18 protein-coding genes are annotated in these 18,944 nt (G+C 70.1%); 6 read left to right on the top strand and 12 right to left on the bottom strand.

What is annotated here, in order from left to right:
• Window positions 1-47 precede the first annotated feature (47 nt).
• From pyrE to ACSHT8_RS22360, 5 genes are all read right to left on the bottom strand, one after another.
• Window positions 48-620 (bottom strand): orotate phosphoribosyltransferase, encoded by a 573-nt coding sequence (pyrE, locus tag ACSHT8_RS22380; protein WP_436492863.1) that lies wholly within the window; start codon window positions 618-620, stop codon window positions 48-50.
• Window positions 621-643: 23 nt separating this feature from the next.
• The gene (locus tag ACSHT8_RS22375) at window positions 644-1,462 is read right to left on the bottom strand and encodes a phospholipid scramblase-related protein (RefSeq protein ID WP_436492862.1); all 819 of its coding nucleotides are present in this window, start codon (window positions 1,460-1,462) and stop codon (window positions 644-646) included.
• A gap of 9 nt (window positions 1,463-1,471) precedes the next feature.
• On the bottom strand, window positions 1,472-2,251 hold the full coding sequence (locus tag ACSHT8_RS22370; RefSeq protein ID WP_436492861.1) for an SDR family NAD(P)-dependent oxidoreductase: 780 nt from the start codon (window positions 2,249-2,251) through the stop codon (window positions 1,472-1,474).
• Between the two features lie 39 nt (window positions 2,252-2,290).
• Complete coding sequence (locus ACSHT8_RS22365) at window positions 2,291-2,977, bottom strand: hypothetical protein (protein ID WP_436492860.1); 687 nt, start codon at window positions 2,975-2,977, stop codon at window positions 2,291-2,293.
• Between the two features lie 69 nt (window positions 2,978-3,046).
• On the bottom strand, window positions 3,047-4,258 hold the full coding sequence (locus ACSHT8_RS22360) for a PucR family transcriptional regulator (protein ID WP_436492859.1): 1,212 nt from the start codon (window positions 4,256-4,258) through the stop codon (window positions 3,047-3,049).
• 111 nt (window positions 4,259-4,369) lie between these two features.
• On the opposite strand from ACSHT8_RS22360, the gene ACSHT8_RS22355 reads away from it, so the two are divergent.
• Window positions 4,370-5,200 carry an SGNH/GDSL hydrolase family protein gene (locus ACSHT8_RS22355; RefSeq protein ID WP_436492858.1) on the top strand — a complete coding sequence of 277 codons (831 nt, stop codon included), beginning with the start codon at window positions 4,370-4,372 and terminating at the stop codon, window positions 5,198-5,200.
• Between the two features lie 196 nt (window positions 5,201-5,396).
• Here ACSHT8_RS22355 and clpB read toward each other — a convergent pair whose 3' ends face one another.
• The gene (gene clpB / locus ACSHT8_RS22350) at window positions 5,397-7,985 is read right to left on the bottom strand and encodes an ATP-dependent chaperone ClpB (RefSeq protein ID WP_436492857.1); all 2,589 of its coding nucleotides are present in this window, start codon (window positions 7,983-7,985) and stop codon (window positions 5,397-5,399) included.
• A 403-nt stretch (window positions 7,986-8,388) separates the two neighbouring features.
• The gene (locus tag ACSHT8_RS22345; protein WP_436492856.1) at window positions 8,389-8,826 is read right to left on the bottom strand and encodes a MarR family winged helix-turn-helix transcriptional regulator; all 438 of its coding nucleotides are present in this window, start codon (window positions 8,824-8,826) and stop codon (window positions 8,389-8,391) included.
• Window positions 8,827-9,097: 271 nt separating this feature from the next.
• Here ACSHT8_RS22345 and ACSHT8_RS22340 point away from each other — a divergent pair, with 271 nt between their 5' ends.
• The gene (locus ACSHT8_RS22340; protein WP_436492855.1) at window positions 9,098-10,273 is read left to right on the top strand and encodes a globin domain-containing protein; all 1,176 of its coding nucleotides are present in this window, start codon (window positions 9,098-9,100) and stop codon (window positions 10,271-10,273) included.
• Window positions 10,274-10,822: 549 nt separating this feature from the next.
• Here ACSHT8_RS22340 and ACSHT8_RS22335 read toward each other — a convergent pair.
• Complete coding sequence (locus ACSHT8_RS22335) at window positions 10,823-12,964, bottom strand: molybdopterin-dependent oxidoreductase (protein ID WP_436492854.1); 2,142 nt, start codon at window positions 12,962-12,964, stop codon at window positions 10,823-10,825.
• A 100-nt stretch (window positions 12,965-13,064) separates the two neighbouring features.
• Between ACSHT8_RS22335 and ACSHT8_RS22330 the strand changes: the two genes are divergently transcribed.
• On the top strand, window positions 13,065-14,198 hold the full coding sequence (locus ACSHT8_RS22330) for a glycoside hydrolase family 76 protein (RefSeq protein ID WP_436492853.1): 1,134 nt from the start codon (window positions 13,065-13,067) through the stop codon (window positions 14,196-14,198).
• A 67-nt stretch (window positions 14,199-14,265) separates the two neighbouring features.
• Window positions 14,266-15,009: an SDR family oxidoreductase gene (locus tag ACSHT8_RS22325; RefSeq protein ID WP_436492852.1), complete on the top strand. Its 744-nt coding sequence runs from the start codon at window positions 14,266-14,268 to the stop codon at window positions 15,007-15,009.
• Here ACSHT8_RS22325 and ACSHT8_RS22320 read toward each other — a convergent pair.
• Both ACSHT8_RS22320 and ACSHT8_RS22315 read right to left on the bottom strand, forming a co-directional pair.
• The gene (locus ACSHT8_RS22320; RefSeq protein ID WP_436492851.1) at window positions 14,995-15,582 is read right to left on the bottom strand and encodes a TetR/AcrR family transcriptional regulator; all 588 of its coding nucleotides are present in this window, start codon (window positions 15,580-15,582) and stop codon (window positions 14,995-14,997) included. The two genes, ACSHT8_RS22325 and ACSHT8_RS22320, sit on opposite strands and share 15 nt — an antisense overlap.
• A 117-nt stretch (window positions 15,583-15,699) precedes the next feature.
• Window positions 15,700-16,698, bottom strand: coding sequence for a LacI family DNA-binding transcriptional regulator (locus ACSHT8_RS22315; protein WP_436502140.1), 999 nt, complete (start codon window positions 16,696-16,698; stop codon window positions 15,700-15,702).
• Window positions 16,699-16,774: 76 nt separating this feature from the next.
• Between ACSHT8_RS22315 and ACSHT8_RS22310 the strand changes: the two genes are divergently transcribed.
• Both ACSHT8_RS22310 and ACSHT8_RS22305 read left to right on the top strand, forming a co-directional pair.
• Window positions 16,775-17,389 carry a nucleoside/nucleotide kinase family protein gene (locus ACSHT8_RS22310; RefSeq protein WP_436492850.1) on the top strand — a complete coding sequence of 205 codons (615 nt, stop codon included), beginning with the start codon at window positions 16,775-16,777 and terminating at the stop codon, window positions 17,387-17,389.
• A 79-nt stretch (window positions 17,390-17,468) separates the two neighbouring features.
• Window positions 17,469-17,822, top strand: coding sequence for a VOC family protein (locus ACSHT8_RS22305; RefSeq protein WP_436492849.1), 354 nt, complete (start codon window positions 17,469-17,471; stop codon window positions 17,820-17,822).
• On the opposite strand, the gene ACSHT8_RS22300 is transcribed toward ACSHT8_RS22305, so the two are convergent.
• Complete coding sequence (locus ACSHT8_RS22300; RefSeq protein ID WP_436502139.1) at window positions 17,812-18,447, bottom strand: DedA family protein; 636 nt, start codon at window positions 18,445-18,447, stop codon at window positions 17,812-17,814. The genes ACSHT8_RS22305 and ACSHT8_RS22300 overlap by 11 nt on opposite strands.
• Window positions 18,448-18,530: 83 nt before the next feature.
• Complete coding sequence (locus ACSHT8_RS22295) at window positions 18,531-18,941, bottom strand: hypothetical protein (RefSeq protein WP_436492848.1); 411 nt, start codon at window positions 18,939-18,941, stop codon at window positions 18,531-18,533.
• Window positions 18,942-18,944: the final 3 nt, after the last annotated feature.

The raw sequence follows: 18,944 nt of genomic DNA, 5'->3' as shown, positions 1-18,944 counted from the left end.
ACCCTCCTGCCCCAGGTACCTCCCACGGTACCTGGGACAAGAAGAAATCACTGGTCAGAAAGCCCCAGATCCGAAAGATCAAGCAAGTAGCGATAGGGGATGCCGCGGGCCTCGATGGCCTCGCGGGCGCCGGTTCCGCGGTCCACGACAGTGGCCACGCCGACCACGATCGCACCCGCTTCGTCGAGCGCGTCCACGGCCGTCAGGACGCTGCCGCCGGTGGTGGAGGTGTCCTCCACCGCCAGCACCCGCTGCCCCGCGACCTCGATGCCCTCGATGCGGCGCTGCATCCCGTGTTCCTTCAGTGCCTTGCGCACCACGAAGGCGTCGAGGACCTCACCGGCGTTGGCCGCCGCGTGCATCATCGCCAGGGCCACCGGGTCGGCGCCCAGGGTGAGGCCACCGGCGGCGACGTAGTCCCAGTCGGCGGTGGCCTGGCGGAGCAGGCGGCCGATCAGGGGCGCGGCGGCGTGGTGCAGCGTGGCGCGGCGGAGGTCGACGTAGTAGTCGGCCTCCTTGCCCGAGGCCAGCGTGACGCGGCCGTGGACAACGGCGAGTTCGGAGACGAGGCGGGCCAGTTCACCCTTGGCGGCCAAGTCGACAGTCGGAGCGGTTCGCACGGGTCCGTAGCCTCTCACGCCGGTCAGTTGAACCCGCGACTGTCCTGCTTGAGCGCCGTGTCGACGGTGAGCGCCGACGCGACGACCATGCTGATCAGCGGGTCGGGCAGCTGCCGGTGGATCTGCAGCACGTAGTTGTCGGCCGTGGTGAACAGCGTCTTCGCGAAGCCCTCGAACGTCTTGGTGATCCGCGCGACCTCCTGCCCGGTGTGGTCGAGGATCGCGAAGTTCCACGCCCGCCAGTTCTCCGCCTGGATGCCGCCGATCTGCTGGCCGTTGACGATGAACGAGAAGCGGATCTTGCCGAAGACGTTGTCCTGCACGATCTCGCCGACGGGCTGGCCGTTGGGCCGCTCCACGATCATCCGCGACTTGAACACCTTGCGTGGCCGGGTCAGCACGAGCACCGGCTGGTGGTTGACGTCGCGGACCTCGTACTTGTGGGTGAAGAACTGGTCGTACTCGCCGAGGAAGCGCACGACCTTCTTCAGCGTGCTCTGCCCGACCTGGGCGACGAACCCGATCTGGCGGCCGTGCTGGTCGGACACCGAGTACTCGGCGGCCATCTCGATCAGCTTGACCTTCTGGTTCACCACGAGCACGGGCTCGCTGAACAGCGTGCCGCCGCCCTGGCCGACCTGCCCCACCCCGGCCTTGCGCTGCTGCTCCTTGATCTTGCTCGGGTCGTGCTGACCCTCCAGCGACAGCTCCCACGCGCTCGCGTCACTGCGCGGCGCCTGCTGGGCCTGCTGGGTATGGGCGGTCCACTGAGTACCGTCCCACCAGCGCAGCGTCGAGGAGCCTGGGTTGTCGGGGTACCACCCCGGCTGAGGGTTCGTCATGGCGCGAGCCTAACCCCGCTTGCGCCCCGCGGCGGCGCGCTTCTCAAGAACACGCAGCAGGCCGCGGGGAACGTATTTCGCGAACCCGACAAGTGCCTTGTACTGGGCGCCGGGGATCGAGCGGGACTTGCCGTGGCGCAGGTCGTCGAGGCAGTCGGCGACCACGCGGTCGGCGTCGAGCCAGAGGAACTCGGGGATGCGCGAGACGTCCTCGCCGACCCGCGCGTGGAACTCCGTGTGGGTGAAACCGGGACACAGCGCGACAACCCGCACGCCCGTGCCCGCCAGCGTCGTGGCCAGGCCCTCGGACAGCGCCGTCACGTACGCCTTGGTCGCCGAGTAGGCCGGGCCGGTCGACGGGAAGTACCCCGCGACACTGGAGACGTTGACCACGCCGCCGTGGCCGCGCGCGATCATGCCCGGCACCGCCGCCTTCGTCAGCCGCATCACCGTGGTGACGTTGACGTCGAGCTGCGACTGGAGCGCGTCGGTGTCGGCATCGGGGAACGGGGTCGCGGTACCGAAGCCCGCGTTGTTGACCAGCAGGTCGATCGGCTTGTCCGCGTCGGCCAGCCGCTCCTCGACCCGCTTGCGCGCCCGGGTCGTGGCAAGGTCGGCCGTCATCGTCTGCACCTGGACCCCGTGCGCGGCGGTCAGCGCGCCCGCGGCCTCCTTGAGCCGCTCGGTGGTCCGGGCGACCAGGACCAGGTCGTAGCCGTCGGCGGCGAGCTTGCGGGCGAAGGCCGCGCCGATACCCGCGGTGGCACCGGTGATGAGCGCAGTAGGCATGAGATCAACCTACTGGGTGGTAATCCCGCTGGGGAGGGTTCAGCCCTCGATGCGCTTGATCGACTCCGGGTCGAGGATCGGCTGCGCCTCGGCGTCGAACGGGTCGACCACGTCGGCGATCTCGCCGATGCCGCGCAGCAGGCGCTCCAGGCGGGACGGACTGGAGTTGGGGGCGGCCGCGGCCAGCACCCAGCCCTGCTCGATCCACGCGACGGCGATGTCCTGGCCGATCTCCTCGGTGGCGTCGACCAGGTCGGGGGTGATCATCGCGCGGGCGCCGGAGATGTCGGAGACGAAGGCGTAGCGCTGGCCGACCGGGCCGAGCAGCTCCGGCATGTGCTCGCGCTGGAACGGGGTGCTCGGCACCCACAGCTCCACCACGACCGGGTGCACGCGTCGGCACTGCACCGCGGCGATCACCGTGTTGACCCGGCCGCCCGCCTCCAGGTCGAACACGTAGACCCGGCGCCTGCCGTCGGCGGTGAAGGTCGAGCCGGTGACGACGTCGCGGGCCACGCTGTCGGCGTAGTACGCGATCGCGCCGCCGGACCACGTTTGCGGCAGGTCGGGGTCGGTCTCGGCGAACTGCCAGCCGCGCAGCGCCGCCCAGCGCCGCCGCTCGCGGTTGCGCGAGGTCAGCACGGCGCGGTCGCGCAGCAAGAAGAGGCCGCCCGCGATGAACGCGACCGCGGCGATGACGAACCAGATCCACGCGGGTATGCCCACGTCCAGCAGCGTAGTCGGCTGCGCGCGGTGTTCAAGATCACGGGGGCGTGGCTGGCGTTCTTTCCTTGTTCAGCGAGCCGAGTCGTGGGCCGACAGTGCCGCCCGGACGGTCAGCAGGTCCTGGTCGCGGCCCACATCGAGGCCGGTCAGCGTGGCGATCTTGCGCAGCCGGTAGTCGACGGTGTTGGGGTGGACGCGCAGCTCGGTGGCCGCGCGCCTGCGGTTGAGGCCGGTGGACAGGTAGACCCGCAGCGTGTCGAGCAGATCGGGTTTGGCCGCGGCGGGTTCGAGGAGGGTGGCGAGCTGGTCGCGGGCCGGGCTCGGCCGGGTGAGCTGGTACTCCACGAGCAGATCGCCCAGCCGGTACAGGCCGGGTGGCTTGCCGTACGCGGTGATCACGTCACGCAGCTCGCCCGCCAGGCGGGCGGCGGCGGGGACGTCGGCGGGCGCGGCCGGGACCACCGCGGCGGTGACCGGGGCGACCGCGGCCTTGGCCAGGTCGGCCACGACCGACCGCAGCCACGGCCAGTCGGGTTCGGCGGCGGGCACCAAGGCCAGTCCACCGTCGACGGACAACGTGGACAGTGACAGGCCGTGGGTGCGCTGGTCGAGTTCGCCGCGCAGCCTGCGGAGCTTGCGCCTGCCGACGACCAGCGGATCGACGCCGGGGCGGGACTCGTCGGGGTGGGCGCCCACGGTCAGGCTCAGCACCAGGTACGTCGCGGGCGGCTCGATCCCGGCCTGGCGGGCGGCCTGCTCGATCGGCTGGCCTTCGAGCAGCGCGGTGAGCAGGGTCTGCTTCGCCGCGTGCTCCTCGCCGGACACCGCTTGGCGCTCGCCGACATACCCGGCCGCGACGGCGCCTGTGGCGAGCCGCAGGTAACTGATCATCAGCCGGTGGGCGACGAGGATGTCCTCCAGTTCCTCCGGCCGGGCCAAGGGCGTCAGGTGCTCGAAGGTCGCCTGGAAGCCGAGGAAGTACGCGCCGGTCACCGCGTCGATCGGGATGCCCTCCTCCGCCCGCCGCGCCGCGGATCGTCGGACCGTGTCGAGCTGGTCCTGGGTGGGCAGCTCGCCGGTGCGCAGGACCGCGACGAACGCGCGCAGGATCGTCTCCACGATCCGCTGGACGTCGCCGGTCAGCAGCTCGGCGGGCATCGACCGGTAGACCGGGAGATCCTCGACCAGCCGGTCGAGCACGAGCCGGGTGATCTGGGGCAGGTCGGACAGCAGCCGTTGGTGCAGGGGAAGCCCACCGAACTCGATGGTCTTGTGATCCATCACAATGAACCTCACGAATTTTGGGGAAACATCCAGGGCCGCCGAACTGCTGTGACCTCCATTATGTGATCTGTAGATTACCTGCCGGTAACAAACTTCTCGGAGGTCGGGATGCGTGTACGTGGGATGGCTGTCGCCGCCGCGGTCGGACTCGGAACGCTGGTCGCCCCGGCGGCGCAGGCGGCCGAGGTACTGGACTACGTCGCACTGGGCGACTCGTTCGCCGCCGGTCCGCTGATCCCCTGGCAGGACCCGAACCTGGCGTGTGCGCGCTCCACCAACAACTACCCCGCCGTCGCGGCCGAGGCGCTCGGCGCGAAGCTGACCGACGTCAGCTGTTCCGGGGCGAAGGTGAGCGACTTCGCTGGAAGGCAGTTCGGCTACGTCGCCCCGCAGTACAACTCGCTCAACGCCGAGACCGACCTGGTCAGCCTGACCATCGGCGGCAACGACATCGGGCTGGTCCAGGAGGCGCTGGGCTGCCTCAACGTCTTCCCCGAGCCGTTCGGACTGTCCTGCAAGGACCGGCTGACGGCGGGCGGCGACAAGCTGAAGGCCGCCATCGACGCGTGGGCACCGACGTTCGCGGGCGCCCTCGCCGAGATCAAGCGCCGCGCGCCGCACGCCAAGGTGCTGGTGGTCGGCTACGCCACCTACATCAAGCCCGGCGGCTGCTACCCGACCCAGCCGATCTGGGCGCGCGACGCCGACTACATCCAGAGCGCGGTGAACTACCTGAGCGCGACCATGCGCGCCCAGGCCATCGCGGCGGGCGCGACCTTCGTCGACACCGCGGCCGTCTCAGTCGGACACGACACGTGCGCGGCGCCCAGCGCCCGCTACATCGAGGGCCTGATCCCGACCGCGCCCGCCGCGCCCCTGCACCCGAACGCCCAAGGGATGGCCGCGTTCGGTGCCGCGGTGGCCACTGCGGCACGATAAGCAGTGGAGAGGGGCCGCGGTTGGAGGCGGCCTCTCTCCCCTTTTGGTTATCGCCAACGACGGAACCGCACCTAAGGGGCGCCGTGACGGCGGTCGGCCACGGTTACCCACCGTCCGCGCGGTACCGACAGAGGTGACCCGGACCAAGAATTTCGGGGAGACGGACTAGTCGCGGTTGGAGGCGGCCCCTCTCCCCTTAGCCCTTGGCCACGGTCAGGGCGCTGTTGTCGGCGATGACGTCGACCTGGACGGTGTCGCCGTCGCGGATGTCGCCCGCGAGCAGTGCCTTGGCCAGTTGGTCGCCGATCGCGCTCGACACCAGCCGCCGCAGCGGGCGGGCGCCGTAGACCGGGTCGAACCCGTTGATCGCCAGCCAGTCGCGCGCCGCCGGGGTGACCTCCAGGGTGAGCCGACGCTGGGCCAGCCTGCGGCCGAGCCTGCCGATCTGGATGTCGACGATCGACGTCAGCTCCTCGGTGGCCAGCTGGTGGAACACCACGACGTCGTCGAGCCGGTTGAGGAACTCCGGCTTGAAGTGCCGCTGCACCACGGCCATGACCGCGTCCTTGCGCTGCCGCTCGTCGAGGTTGGCGTCGGCGATGGCCTGGGAGCCCAGGTTCGACGTCAGCACCAGGATCGTGTTGCGGAAGTCGACCGTGCGGCCCTGGCCGTCGGTCAGGCGGCCGTCGTCGAGCACCTGCAGCAGCACGTCGAACACGTCCGGGTGAGCCTTCTCCACCTCGTCGAGCAGCACGACGCTGTACGGGCGGCGGCGGACCGACTCGGTGAGCTGGCCGCCCTGGTCGTAGCCGACGTAGCCGGGCGGGGCGCCGACCAGGCGGGCCACCGAGTGCTTCTCGGCGTACTCGCTCATGTCGATGCGGATCATCGCCCGCTCATCGTCGAACAGGAACTCCGCCAGCGCCTTGGCCAGCTCGGTCTTGCCGACACCGGTCGGGCCGAGGAACAGGAACGAGCCGGTCGGGCGGTCCGGGTCGGCGACACCCGCGCGGGCCCGGCGGACCGCGTCGGACACCGCGCGCACCGCCTCGGCCTGGCCGACGACGCGGGAGGTGATCGCGTCCTCCATGCGCAGCAGCTTGTGGGTCTCGCCTTCGAGCATGCGGCCCGCGGGGATGCCGGTCCACGCGGAGACGACCTCGGCCACGTCGTCGGGGCCGACCTCCTCCTTGAGCATGACCTCTTCGCCGGTGTTGGCCGTGGCCTCGGTGGCGGCGTCGAGCTGCTTCTCCAGGGCGGGGATGCGGCCGTAGCGCAGCTCGGCGGCCCGGCCGAGGTCGCCGTCGCGCTCGGCGCGCTCCGACTCGCCGCGCAGGGACTCCAGCTGCTCCTTCAGCTCGCGGACCTTGTCGATCGAGCCCTTCTCGTTCTGCCAGCGGGCGGTGAGCCCGGCCAGCGTCTCGCGCTTCTCGGCCAGCTCGGCGCGCAGCGCGGCCAGCCGCTCGCGGGATGCGGCGTCGTCCTCTTTGGACAGCGCCATCTCCTCGATCTCCAGCCGCCGCACCGCGCGCTCGACCACGTCGATCTCCACCGGCCGCGAGTCGATCTCCATGCGCAGCCGCGACGCGGCCTCGTCGACGAGGTCGATCGCCTTGTCCGGCAGGAAGCGGGCGGTGATGTAGCGGTCGGACAGGGTGGCGGCGGCGACGAGCGCGGTGTCGGTGATGCGGACACCGTGGTGGACCTCGTAGCGCTCCTTGAGACCGCGCAGGATGCCGATGGTGTCCTCGACCGAGGGCTCGCCGACCAGCACCTGCTGGAACCGCCGCTCCAGCGCCGGGTCCTTCTCGATGTGCTGGCGGTACTCGTCGAGCGTGGTCGCGCCGACCATGCGCAGCTCGCCGCGGGCCAGCATCGGCTTGATCATGTTGCCCGCGTCCATCGCGCCCTCGCCGGTCGCGCCCGCGCCGACGATGGTGTGCAGCTCGTCGATGAAGGTGATGACCTGGCCCGCGGAGTCGGTGATCTCCTTGAGGACGGCCTTGAGCCGCTCCTCGAACTCACCGCGGAACTTCGCCCCGGCAACCATGGCGCCGAGGTCGAGCCCGACGACCCGCTTGCCGCGCAGCGACTCTGGCACGTCACCGGCGATGATCCGCTGGGCGAGGCCCTCCACGATCGCGGTCTTGCCGACGCCGGGCTCGCCGATCAGCACCGGGTTGTTCTTCGTGCGGCGCGAAAGCACCTGCACGACCCGGCGGATCTCGGTGTCGCGCCCGATCACCGGGTCCAACTCGCCCTTGCGCGCGCGGTCGGTCAGGTCGACGCCGTACTTCTCCAGCGCCTGGTAGGTGCCCTCCGGGTCGGGGCTGGACACGCGCGCGGACCCGCGCACCTTGGCGAACGCCTCCCGCAGCGCGTCGGCCGTCGCCCCATGGCGCTTGAGCACCTCGGCGACGTCCCCGCCCTCAGCGGCCAGACCGACGAGCAGGTGCTCGGTGGAGACGTACTCGTCGCCCATCTCGGTGGCGAGCTTCTGCGCGTGCGTGATCGCCCGCAGCGCGCCCTGCGCCAACTGCGGGGAGGAGACAGTCGCGCCCACCGCGGACGGCAGGGCGCGCGCGAGCGGCTCCAGCTCCTTGCGCACGATGTTCGGGTCGGCGCCCACGGCGGTGAGCAGCGGTGCGGTCAGCCCGTCGGCCTGCGCCAGCAGCGCGCCGAGCAGGTGCACCGGGCGGATGTCGGGATTACCGGCGGCCGACGCGGCCTGCGCCGCCGCCGAGATCGCCGCCTGTGTCTTGGTCGTCGGGTTGAACGCGTCCATCTCCCACCTCGGTCGGTACGTGCATGTCACCGGGTCCAACGCGCGAAAAGTTGAGTCAGTTCCGCTCAACTCTAAGACGTGGGCCACTCCGGCGTCCCGGTGTGCTGGATGAACAGCGGGTTTCCTGGTCGAAGATCCGCTTTCCGCCCACCTTCGCCGGGTCACCCACCCAGCGCAACCGGGACTTTCGCGGTCTGTCCACACCAGGGGGTCAGTTATCCACAAAGCCCAGGAGCCCATCCACAGGCGGTGGGTGAAGTTCTCCCCAAGACAGTTCACACGATTGTGGGAAGCCGCCATCCGGGTGGTAAATCAGCCGATCGTGGTCACGCAATGCCCACCAAACCGGCCCGGAGCTGGGGAAACCGGACCGGGCGACAAAGCGACTAGAAGGTGAACCGGATCACAGGGCGTCGTTGAGCTTGCCCAGCAGGCGGGCGAACTCGCGAAGGTCGCCGGTCGGCCACTCGTCGAACTTCTCGCGGAGCTGGCGGCGGCGGTCGGCGCGGACCTTGTCCAGGCGCTCGGTGCCGACGGTGGTCAGCTGGACCAGGCGGGCCCGCCCGTCGGACGGGTCGGGGACGCGTTCGATGAGATCGAGTTCCTCGAGCCGGGCGACCTGCCTGCTGACGGTCGACTTGTCGAGCCCGGTCCGCTCGACGACGTCCGCGGCCCGGACCGGGCCGATGTCCATCAGGTGGAGCAGCAGCGCGTAGGACGCCCCGTCGAGCCCCGGGTGGATCTTGGCCGCGAGGGTCAGCGACACACTGCGGGCGCGGCCGAACAGCTTCGACAACTCACGTTCGAGATCGTGGGCGGCGTCCTCGCGGTCCTGAGTCACACACGGAACGTTATCCGCCGGTCGCACGCGGATGAACGTTGGTCTCGCCAAACGATTACCGCTATCAGCCGAATGCCAATTGCCCCGGCTGGCTGTCCCCCGATAGGCCGAATAGTGATCACCTAGCGTGAGGATACGGCCCACCTTGGGGTGATCCTTGGCGCCATTTCCTGGAATCCGACTACTGTTGACACTCCGTCGGGGGACGCAAGACCTAGTAGCGTGGTGCAGGCTTACCCGGCGCACGAGAGGTGGAGTCGACCCCCCGACCATGACAGCCAACGCCCTGGTGAGCCCCATCCCGGCCTCACAGCCCCGGATCGAGTCCCCAACCGCCGTGTCCACGATGGTGCGGCTCGTCCGCGAGAGCTTCGCGGTCGTCGAGCCCAACGCCGAGCAGGTCGCGCAGTTCTTCTACGGGATGCTGTTCACGATCGAGCCGTCCATCCGCGAGATGTTCCCGGCCAACATGCAGGTCCAGCGCTCCCGCCTGCTCCGCGCGCTCGTGCACGTGGTGCAGATGGTCGACCGCCCGGACGACCTCGTCCCCTTCCTCCAGCAACTCGGCCGCGACCACCGCAAGTTCGGCGTCGTCAGCACCCACTACGAAGCCGTCGGCATGGCCCTGATCTCCTCGGTCAAGAAGTACGCGGGCGACGCGTGGACCGACGAGGTGGAACGCGCGTGGGCCGAGGCATACACGATCATGGCTCGCGCCATGCTGGACGCCGCCGCCGCGGACGAGGGCCCGGCGTACTGGCACGCCGAAGTCGTCTCCCATGAACGGATCGGCTGGGACCTGGGCGTCGTCCGGGTCCGCCCGCACTACCCCGTGCCCTATCAGCCCGGCCAGTACCTGAGTGTCGAAGTCCCCCAGCGTCCGCGTCTCTGGCGCTACCTGACGCCGGCGAACGCCCCACGCCCCGACGGCACCATCGACTTCCACATCCGCGGCGTCGAAGGTGGCTGGGTGAGCAGGTCGATCGTGGCCCACGCGAAACTCGGCGATGTCTGGAAAATGGGGCCCCCGATGGGCCGAATCGCGGTGGACCGGGAAAACGGTCGCGACGTCCTGATGGTCGCGGGCGGAACCGGTTTATCGCCGATGCGGGCGATCATCGACCACCTCGCCCAATGGGGCGAGAACCCACACGTGCATTTGTTTATCGGCGGCCGGGTGCGCCAGGATCTCTACGACGTGCAGAACCTGCAGAACATCGCGTCGGTAAACCCTTGGCTGACGGTGGTTCCAGTCCTGGAGGAACCGAACGTCCCCGGCGTGGAACAGGGAACCTTGGCGGACGTAGTAACCCGCTATGGCGCCTGGGCGGACAGGGACGTCCTGGTCTCCGGCTCCCCAGGCATGATCCGCTCCACCGTCTCCCGAATGCTGGTGGCAGGCACCCCCCTGGACCACATCACGTACGACCCATTCACGGTGGACTGATTCGTCAATTGACGAGATCGAATCGGCACAGGGCTCCGGGGCCGCTGCCGGCTTGGCGTCGCAGGTGATAAGCGGGCTCTCGATTCGCTCGGCGAGCGCGACATAAGCCGCGTCGTAGGGCGTGATGTTGTGCCGCAGCTCCCACATTCGTTGCAGCAGGGGCGAGATCGGCATGCGGCGGATCGGGAATCCCGCGAGATGCTGCGGCGCACGAGGCGCTGCCCCGGCGAGGACGTCGTTCCCCATGGCCATCCCCCGCAGCGCGGAGATGACCTCGGCGTCGAGGTGTGCGGGCGCGAACAAGGCGATATGGCGGTTTACCGCTCGATCACCGTGGGTTTCATGTGGCTACGCGGGACCGAAGGCATCGATGACGTCGAGGCTCATGGAGCCTCTCGTACTACGCGGACCGCTGTAGTCGCTTCGTCGAGCGACACTCCGGTTCCGGCGGGCGGTACGTAGGAAGCCAGGTGGTCGGCGGTGGTCGAGACACGCGCGACGTCGGTGGGTTGGTCGACCTCGTCGGGTATATCCCGTGAATTCATGCGCCTAGTTTGGCGTCACTTCGACTGGGATGCCATTCAGTACTGCATTGCCCGACAGGGTGTCGATTAGGAGTTCGTCTGCCAGTTGGTTGGAATTGACGCCTGCGTGGGCCGTTGCCACTGCTGTGCGGGTTCCGGCCTGGTCGTGGCCCCAACCATGCGGAATGCTGATCACGCCCGCCCGAATGGTGTCCGTGACCTCGATAGGCACCCGCAGCTTCCCGGTCCTCGACCGAACAGTCGCCTCTTCGCCGTCGGTCAACCCAAGTCGTTCCGCGTCCACCGGATTCACCTGGGCCGTGCAGCGGTTCTTCCCCTTCACCAACGGTTCCAGGTTGTGCATCCAGGAGTTGTTCGACCCCAACTGTCGCCGCCCGATCAGCAGCATCTGTCCATTTGGGACAGTAGAAAGCTCGGCGGCCAACCGGGGAACGTCCTCAACCAAAGCAGGCGCAGCCAACTCGATCATCCCGCTCGGTGTCGCCAGCACGTCCGGAATTCGTGGCTGGAGCGGGCCGAAGTCGATCCCGTGCGGCGCCGCCTTCAACTCCGCCAGCGTCACCTTGTACGGCCCACTGCGCAGCAGCAGGTCGATCAACCGCTCCGGGCCGACCAGCGTCGGGTCCGGCTCGACGTCCATCCGCTCGGCGAACTGGGCCGCCACGAAGTCATCCATCGCCGCCACGTCAGCCCCGGCCCCCATGATGATCCCGGTCAACCGCAGCAAGGTCTCCCACTCCTGCGGCTGGTCGGAAGGCAGTGCCGCCGCCGTCCAGTTGGCGACGTTGCGGACCGCGAACTGGTACAGCGCCACGTCGTAGTGCGCGCGTTCCAGCGGGGACGGGCCGGGCAGGATCACGTCGGCGTGTCTGCTCGTCTCGTTCAGGTACACGTCCAGGGAGACCATGAAATCGAGGCCGTCGAGGGCCTCCGCGAGGCGGTCGGAGTTCGGCGTGCTCAGGCACGGATTCCCGCACACCGTGATCAGCGCGCGCACCTGGCCCTCACCCGGGGTCAGGATCTCGTCGGCCAGGGTGGCGACGGGGAATTCGCCGAGGACCTCGGGCAGGTCGCGGACGCGGCTGCGCCAGCGGCCGTGGGCGAAGCCGCGCCTGCGGCCGGGGCGCACGTTCGCCTGGCCCGCGGCGGCGAGGGGGAACATGGCGCCGCCGGGGCGGTCGAGGTTGCCGGTCAGCACGTTCAGCACGTCGACCAGCCAGTTCGCCAGGGTGCCGAACGCCTGGGTGGATGTGCCGATGCGGCCGTACACCGCGGCGCTCTCGGCGGCGGCCAGGTCGCGGGCCATGGCGCGGATCGCGTCAGCGTCCAGACCGGTGACCGGGGCGACGGCCTCCGGGGTGAACGGCTCGGCCAACTCGCGGACCTCGTCGACCCCGGTGACGTGCTCGGCGAGCGCGCCCAACTTCACCAGGTTCTCGGCGAAGAGGGTGTTGACCAGGGCGAACAGCAGCAGCGCGTCGGTGCCGGGGCGGATGGCGTGGTGTTCGTCGGCCATCTCGGCGGTGCGGGAGCGGCGGGGGTCGACCACGACGATCTTGCCGCCGCGGGCCTGCAGGGCCTTCAGCCTGCCGCGCATGTCGGGGGCGGTCATCAGGCTGCCGTTGGACACCAGCGGGTTCGCGCCGAGCAGCACCAGGTGCGCCGTGCGGTCGATGTCCGGGACGGGAATGCTCATCGGGTCGCCGAACAGGTAACCCGCGGACACGTGCTTGGGCATCTGGTCGACCGTGCTGGCCGAGTAGAAGTTCTTCGTCGACAGCGCCTTGTAGAACACCCGGCCGTACAGCGCGGTGGAGGTGTTGTGGATCGACGGGTTGCCCGCGTAGACCGCGACGGCGTCCTTGCCGTGTTCGGCGATGATCCGCGGCAGCCGGGCGGCGATCTCGGCGAACGCCTCGTCCCAGGTCGCCGGGTGCCATTCGCCGTCGCGCTTGATCATCGGGGTGCGGAGGCGGTCGGGGTCGTGGTGGAGGGCGCCGATGGAGGCGCCCTTGGGGCAGATGTAGCCGGCGGAGAACACATCGGCCGCGTCGCCACGGACGGCGGTCACCCGATCACCGTCGATGGTGACGTCGAGACCGCACGTCGCCTCGCAAAGTGGGCATGTGACCTGCTCGGTGCGCATAGCTCCGCCCCTCATCGTCCAGACCAACAGCCTTGCACGACCTGGTGACAAATCCCCGCTCGCGGGACATCGGAAACGATCCAGCCATCACTATTGGTAGGTGACCCGGGGTACGGACTACGCGGAGGGTGCTGCCGAGCAGGCCCCTCAGTTGTGGGCGGCCCGCGCCGCCGTCGCCGAGCAGGGTGTGCTGGCCCGGCACCTGCGCAGGCTGTGGGCGATCCCGGGCACCCGCCTCGGCGTCGCCACCTGGCCCGCCACGCCCGGCGACCGGCTGCTTCTCGGCTGGAACTACTGGTGGCAGGCCCACCTGCTCGACAGCCTCATCGACGCCCAGCTCCGCGCCCCCAGTCCCGCCCGTCTGACGACCATCCGCCAGCACATCCGCGGCGTCCACGTGCGCAACTTCGGCAAGTGGACCAACGAGTACTACGACGACATCGCCTGGATGGGCCTGGCCCTGCTGCGCGCGTCAGACGAGTTCGGGTTCGACACCGAGAAGGCGCTCGACGCGATCACCGCCCAGATCCGCGAGGGCTGGACCGACCACGGCGGCGGCGGCATCTGGTGGCGGCGCAGCGACACCCTCAAGAACGTCCCGGCCAACGGCCCGGCCGCGATCCTGCTGGCCCGCTTCGCCCAGGACCGCGCCGACCGGCAGCGCGCCCGCTCGATGACCGACTGGATGGACGAGTACCTGCTCGACGACACCACCGGCCTGGTCTGGGACGGTCTCTACGTCCACTCCGACGGCGAGGTGCGCGAGCGCGTCGAGATCGTCTACAGCTACTGCCAGGGCGTCTTCCTCGGCGCGTGCGTCGAGTTGGCCGCCGACGACCCGACCGGCGAGTGGACCGAACGGGCCGAGCGCACGATCAAGGCCGTCGCCCGCCACCTGGCCGTCGACGGCGTCATCCCCGGCCGCGCGGGCGGCGACGGCGGACTGTTCTCGGGCATCCTCGCCCGCTACCTGGCGCTCTCCGCGATCCGTCTGCCCGAGGCGTCGGCTGACCTGGCCGAGTGGATGGTCATCACCACGGCGGAGGAGGCGTGGCGCAACCGCGGCGTCGCCCCCAGCGGGCCGCTGTTCGGCGACGAACCGATCGTCCCGGCGATCACCCCGCGCGGCAGGCGCGACCGGCGCGTCGAGCGCGACCTGTCGGTGCAGCTGTCCGGCTGGATGTACATGGAGGCCGCCGCACTGCTCGAAGCGCATGCCAGCATGCGTTCATGAGCGAGCTAGCGAGTGAATCATCGACACAGTGTGCCCGCGACCGCCGCCGAGTGTGCGAGGCGGCCAAGTGAGTGTTTTGGTTGTCACGGGCGGAAGCAGGGGGATCGGCGCGGCGATCTGCCGCCGGGCGGCGCGGGACGGGTTCGACGTGGTGGTCAACTACACCGCCGACGAGTCCGCGGCCGCCTCAGTCGTCGAGGAAGTGCGCGCCCTGGGCCGCCAAGCCTTGGCCGTCCAGGCCGACGTCGCCGACGAGACCCAGGTGAAGGCCCTGTTCGACCGCGCTGCCGACCTCGGTCCGCTGACCGCGCTCGTCGCCAACGCGGGCATCACCGGCAACACCCCTGGCCGCCTCGACGAACAGGACCCGGCCACGTTCCGCCGCGTGTTCGACGTCAACGTCACCGGCGTGTTCCTCTGCCTACGCGAAGCCGTCCCCCGACTGTCCACACGCGACGGCGGGCCGGGTGGGTCGATCGTCACCGTGTCCAGCACCGCCGCCCGCCGCGGCTCGCCGGGCGAGTGGGTCCATTACGCCGCGAGCAAAGCCGCCGTCGAGACCCTCTCCTATGGACTGGCCCAGGAGGTCGCGGGCGAGGGCATCCGGGTCAACGTCGTCGCGCCCGGGCTCGTGTACTCCGACCTGCACGCCGCCGCCGGGATGCCCGACCGGCCCGAGCGCCTCGCCCCGCGCATCCCGATGGGCCGCGCCGGTCAGCCGCCGGAGATCGCCGAGGCCGTGGTGTGGCTGCTCAGCCCCGCCGCGTCGTTCGTGACCGGCGCCGTGCTGCCGGTCTCAGGCGGGTTCTGACTTGGTGAGCAGCTTCGCCAGCGTGTCGGTGAAGCGGCGCGCGTCCACCCCGGCGGGCGGGATGCCGAAGTACTCGACCGACAAGAAGTAGCCGACCATCGCCGACTGCATGACCGCGGCCGCCGCGGCCGGGTCCTCGGCGACCAGCGGCGGCGGGTCGCTGAAGAGCAGATCGGCGATGCCCATCTCGATGCCGCGGTCCATCATCATCTTCTGCACCGTCTCGGCCACCTGCGGCGCACGGCCGCGTTCCCACATGAGGATCGCGATGAGCGGCCGCAGGTCGGCGAGGAAGTCGAGGTCGGACCGCAGTTGAGTGGCCAGCGCCGGGGTGATCGGCCCGCCGACCCGGGCGATCTGGGCGTCCGGGTCCTTGCGCACCCGCATGAGCTCGCGTTCGACGACGGCGGTCAGCAGCGCGTCCTTGTCGGGAAAGTGGCGGTAGAAGCCGCCGCTGCCCGGGGACAGCCCGGCGGCGGCTTCGATGGCCGTGACCGGGGTCGCGGCGACGCCGCGCTCGACGAACAAGGCGAGCGCGGCGTCGATGATCCGCTCACGAGTACCGGTGGCCACACCGATCAAGCTACCCGCCGTCGCTACTGTCCCCTCGTCGGCAGCGGCGGCTCGGATGACCTACTGGCTGGTATGCGGAGCCGCAAGTATGCAAGAGCCATCTTGCGCGGCGCAAGGCTACTCGGCCGCGTCACACCCGCAGGACTCGCGGTGCACCAGCCGCGGCGGCAGCAGCACCGTCCGGGGCGCGTGCTCGCGGTCGTTGAGCCGCTCGAGCAGCAGCCGGACCGCGGTGCGGCCGATCTCGTCGACCGGGTGCGCCATCGTGGTGATCGACGGCCGCACCAGCTCGGCCCACTCGACCTCGTCGTGGCCGACGATCGCCAGGTCCTTGCCGATGACCAGGCCGTGCGCGGTCGCCTCGCGCACCGCCCCGGCCGTCATCGCGCCGTTGCCGGTGATCACCGCGGTCGGCCGTTCCGGGACGGTCAGCAGCCTGCGCAGGGCCAGGACGCCGTCCTCGTGCGTCGCCCCGCCGCCCGCGACCAGGTTGGAGTCCCAGCGCAGGCCCGCGCGGCCGAGGCCGAGACGGTAGCCCAGGGTCCGCTCCTCGCTGGCGACCATCCACTCGACGCCGCTGATGAACGCGATCCGCCGGTGCCCGGCCGTGGCCAGGTGCGACACGAGCGCCGACGTCGACTGGATGTTCTCCGGGCCGACCTGGTCGAGCTTGACCTTGTGCGACACCCGGTCGACCAGCACCGCGGGCACCCCGGTGCGGGCGAGCTGGTCGAGCGTCTCGGTGTCGCCGGGGGCCGGGGTCAGCAGCATGCCGTCGACCCGGCGGGCCTGCAGCTTGCGCACCGCGTCACGCTCGCCGTCCGGCGAATCGAGGGTGTCGCCGAGCAGGACGGTGTAGCCGGCCGCCGTCGCCTCGGCCTCGATGGCGTGGATCAGCTCGGCGAGGTGCGGGTTGGCCAGCAGCGACATCGCCACGCCGATGGACTTGGTGCCCCCGGTGACCAGCGACCGCGCGATGGCGTTGCCGGTGTACCCGGTGGACTCGATCGCGGCGAGCACCCGGGCGCGCGTGTTGACCGCGACGGCGCGGGTCTCGTTGACCACGTGTGAGACGGTGCTGATCGAGACGCCCGCGAGCTTGGCGACGTCCTCCATAGTGGCCACGGCATGTCCTGACTGCAGAATGCAAACGCTTGCGCGCGGGGACCTTACTCCTCAGGAGGGAACAGCGATGTCCCGGGAGCCGATCTTCTCCGACCTGGTCGAACGCGCGTCGGCCATGGCGGCGGGCGGCAGGCGGCTGCTGGGGATCACCGGCCCGCCCGGCGCGGGCAAATCGACCCTCGCGGCGCGGCTCGTCGAGGCGCTCGACGGGGCCGCGGTGCTCGTCGGGATGGACGGCTTCCACCTCGCCCACACCGAGCTGGAGCGGCTGGGCCGAGTCGAACGCAAGGGCGCCCCGGACACCTTCGACGCCGACGGCTACGTCGAGCTGCTGCGGCGGCTGCGCGCCAACACCGACCCCGTCGTCTACGCCCCCGAGTTCCGCCGCGAGATCGAGGACGCCGTAGCGGGCGCGGTCGCGGTGCCGTGTGAGGTTCCCCTCGTGGTCACCGAGGGGAACTACCTGCTGCTGTGGCCCGCGGTCCGCGCGCTGCTCGACGAGGTCTGGTACCTCGACCCCGACGCCGACGTGCGCCGGAAACGCCTGGTCAACCGGCATGTCGCCTATGGCAGGACCCCCGCGCAGGCATGGGAGCGGACGGCCGGATCCGACGAGCGCAACGCCCAACTGGTGGCGACCACCGCCGGAACGGCGGATCTCCGGCTGCGGAAGATCGAATAACGGTGCCCCGGTGATCACCGGACTGGGGCACTATGGCGTAGTCAGGAGTCCGAACGGGGCAACGAGAGGATGGTCGGCGATGACCGGCGTACGCCAGGTCGCGCTCACGGTGAGCGACGTCGATCGCAGCGTCCCCTGGTACGAGCGGGTGCTCGGCTTCACCAGCTCCGCCGAGGACGACGCGCCCGGCCTGCGCAGGGTCCTGCTCGACGGCTTCGGCATCACGCTCACCCTGGTCCAGCACCTCGGTGCGGCCCGCGCGTCGTTCGACGGTTCGCGGCCCGGGCTCGACCGGCTGACCTTCGCGGTGGACGAGCTGCGCACGTGGGCGGCCCGGCTGACCGAGTTCGGCGTCCCGTTCACCGCCGAACCCGACGAGATCGCCATGCGCGACCCCGACGGGATCCAGCTGGCGCTGCGCCCTACTCCGTGATCGAGACCGTGTCGATCGGCTTGTGCATCTCCTGGCGGTAGCGCCACACGCCCCACGCGGTGCCCAGCACCAGGAACGCGACGCTGCCGACCAGCGCGGCCGTCTGCAGCCACGGCAGCTCGTCGAGCAGGCCAGCGGCGTAATAGCCGACCAGGACCAGCGTCGGCACCCAGGCGATGCCGCCGATCGTGGTGGCCAGCGCGAACCGGCGGGGGTCCATCTTCGCCGCGCCCGCGATCAGCGGCGCCAGCGTGCGGATCCACGGGATCCAGCGGGCGAACACGATCGCCCAGAACCCGCGCCGGTCGAGGAACTCCCTGGCCCGCTGCAGGTTGTGCTCGTTCATCACCTTGCCGCCCCGGCGGGTGATGATCGCGTGCCCCGCCTTGTGGCCGATCACGTAGCCGACCTGGTTGCCCACCACGGCGACCCCGGTCGCCACCAGCGACAGCCACCACGCCTGGTGCTCGTGGTCGCCCTGCGCCAGCACCACCCCGGCGGCGAACAGCAAGGAGTCGCCGGGCAGGAACAAGCCGACGATGAAGGCGCACTCGATGAACACGAAGCTCAGCACGATCGCCCAAACCAGCAGGGGACCGGCGGAATCGAGCAGACCCGTAGCCATGGTCACCCGGTCAGCCTACGTTGGCCCCTCGGCGGGCCGCAGGGGAATGGGGCCGTATTCACCTGTCTTTGGCGAATGCGCAATCAGGGAGTCGAACGCTCCTCGCGTCGCCCGACCAGCCCACCGACGGCCACGGCGAGCAACCCGAGAAGGCCGATCCCGATGGGAATCAGGTAGCCGAGTCCCTCCAGCCCATCCCCCCACTGGGACTCCCGATAGCGGCGGACGGCTACCCAGGCGCCATAGATCAGCGGCACCACGAGCCCGGCCAGCCCGAACAGCGCGATCGGCCATGACTTGTGCGCGGCCAGTCCCAGGAGCGGGACGAGGATGAGGGCGGCGCCGAGCGTGGGCAGGTCGATGAACTCGACCTCGTAGTCGCTGTTTCCGAGGTGGACCTCCCCGGAGGCGACACTGAGGGCGATCAGGACGATCACCACGGAGCCGACGGTGACGACAGCGGACCAGATCGATGCGGTGGTTCGTGTGGTCATACC

This window comes from Actinokineospora sp. HUAS TT18, from assembly GCF_051364635.1.
In the GTDB taxonomy this organism is placed as follows: Bacteria; Actinomycetota; Actinomycetes; order Mycobacteriales; family Pseudonocardiaceae; genus Actinokineospora.
This window is presented reverse-complemented; position numbering and strand designations above follow the sequence as displayed.

Coding starts and splice junctions, on each gene's coding strand:
- clpB (WP_436492857.1), bottom strand. CDS start 7,985: ATGGACGCGTTCAACCCGACGACCAAGACACAGGCGGCGATCTCGGCG.
- ACSHT8_RS22305 (WP_436492849.1), top strand. CDS start 17,469: ATGACCGGCGTACGCCAGGTCGCGCTCACGGTGAGCGACGTCGATCGC.
- ACSHT8_RS22340 (WP_436492855.1), top strand. CDS start 9,098: ATGACAGCCAACGCCCTGGTGAGCCCCATCCCGGCCTCACAGCCCCGG.
- ACSHT8_RS22310 (WP_436492850.1), top strand. CDS start 16,775: ATGTCCCGGGAGCCGATCTTCTCCGACCTGGTCGAACGCGCGTCGGCC.
- ACSHT8_RS22360 (WP_436492859.1), bottom strand. CDS start 4,258: ATGGATCACAAGACCATCGAGTTCGGTGGGCTTCCCCTGCACCAACGG.
- ACSHT8_RS22335 (WP_436492854.1), bottom strand. CDS start 12,964: ATGCGCACCGAGCAGGTCACATGCCCACTTTGCGAGGCGACGTGCGGT.
- ACSHT8_RS22375 (WP_436492862.1), bottom strand. CDS start 1,462: ATGACGAACCCTCAGCCGGGGTGGTACCCCGACAACCCAGGCTCCTCG.
- ACSHT8_RS22315 (WP_436502140.1), bottom strand. CDS start 16,698: ATGGAGGACGTCGCCAAGCTCGCGGGCGTCTCGATCAGCACCGTCTCA.
- ACSHT8_RS22370 (WP_436492861.1), bottom strand. CDS start 2,251: ATGCCTACTGCGCTCATCACCGGTGCCACCGCGGGTATCGGCGCGGCC.
- ACSHT8_RS22355 (WP_436492858.1), top strand. CDS start 4,370: ATGCGTGTACGTGGGATGGCTGTCGCCGCCGCGGTCGGACTCGGAACG.
- ACSHT8_RS22300 (WP_436502139.1), bottom strand. CDS start 18,447: ATGGCTACGGGTCTGCTCGATTCCGCCGGTCCCCTGCTGGTTTGGGCG.
- ACSHT8_RS22295 (WP_436492848.1), bottom strand. CDS start 18,941: ATGACCACACGAACCACCGCATCGATCTGGTCCGCTGTCGTCACCGTC.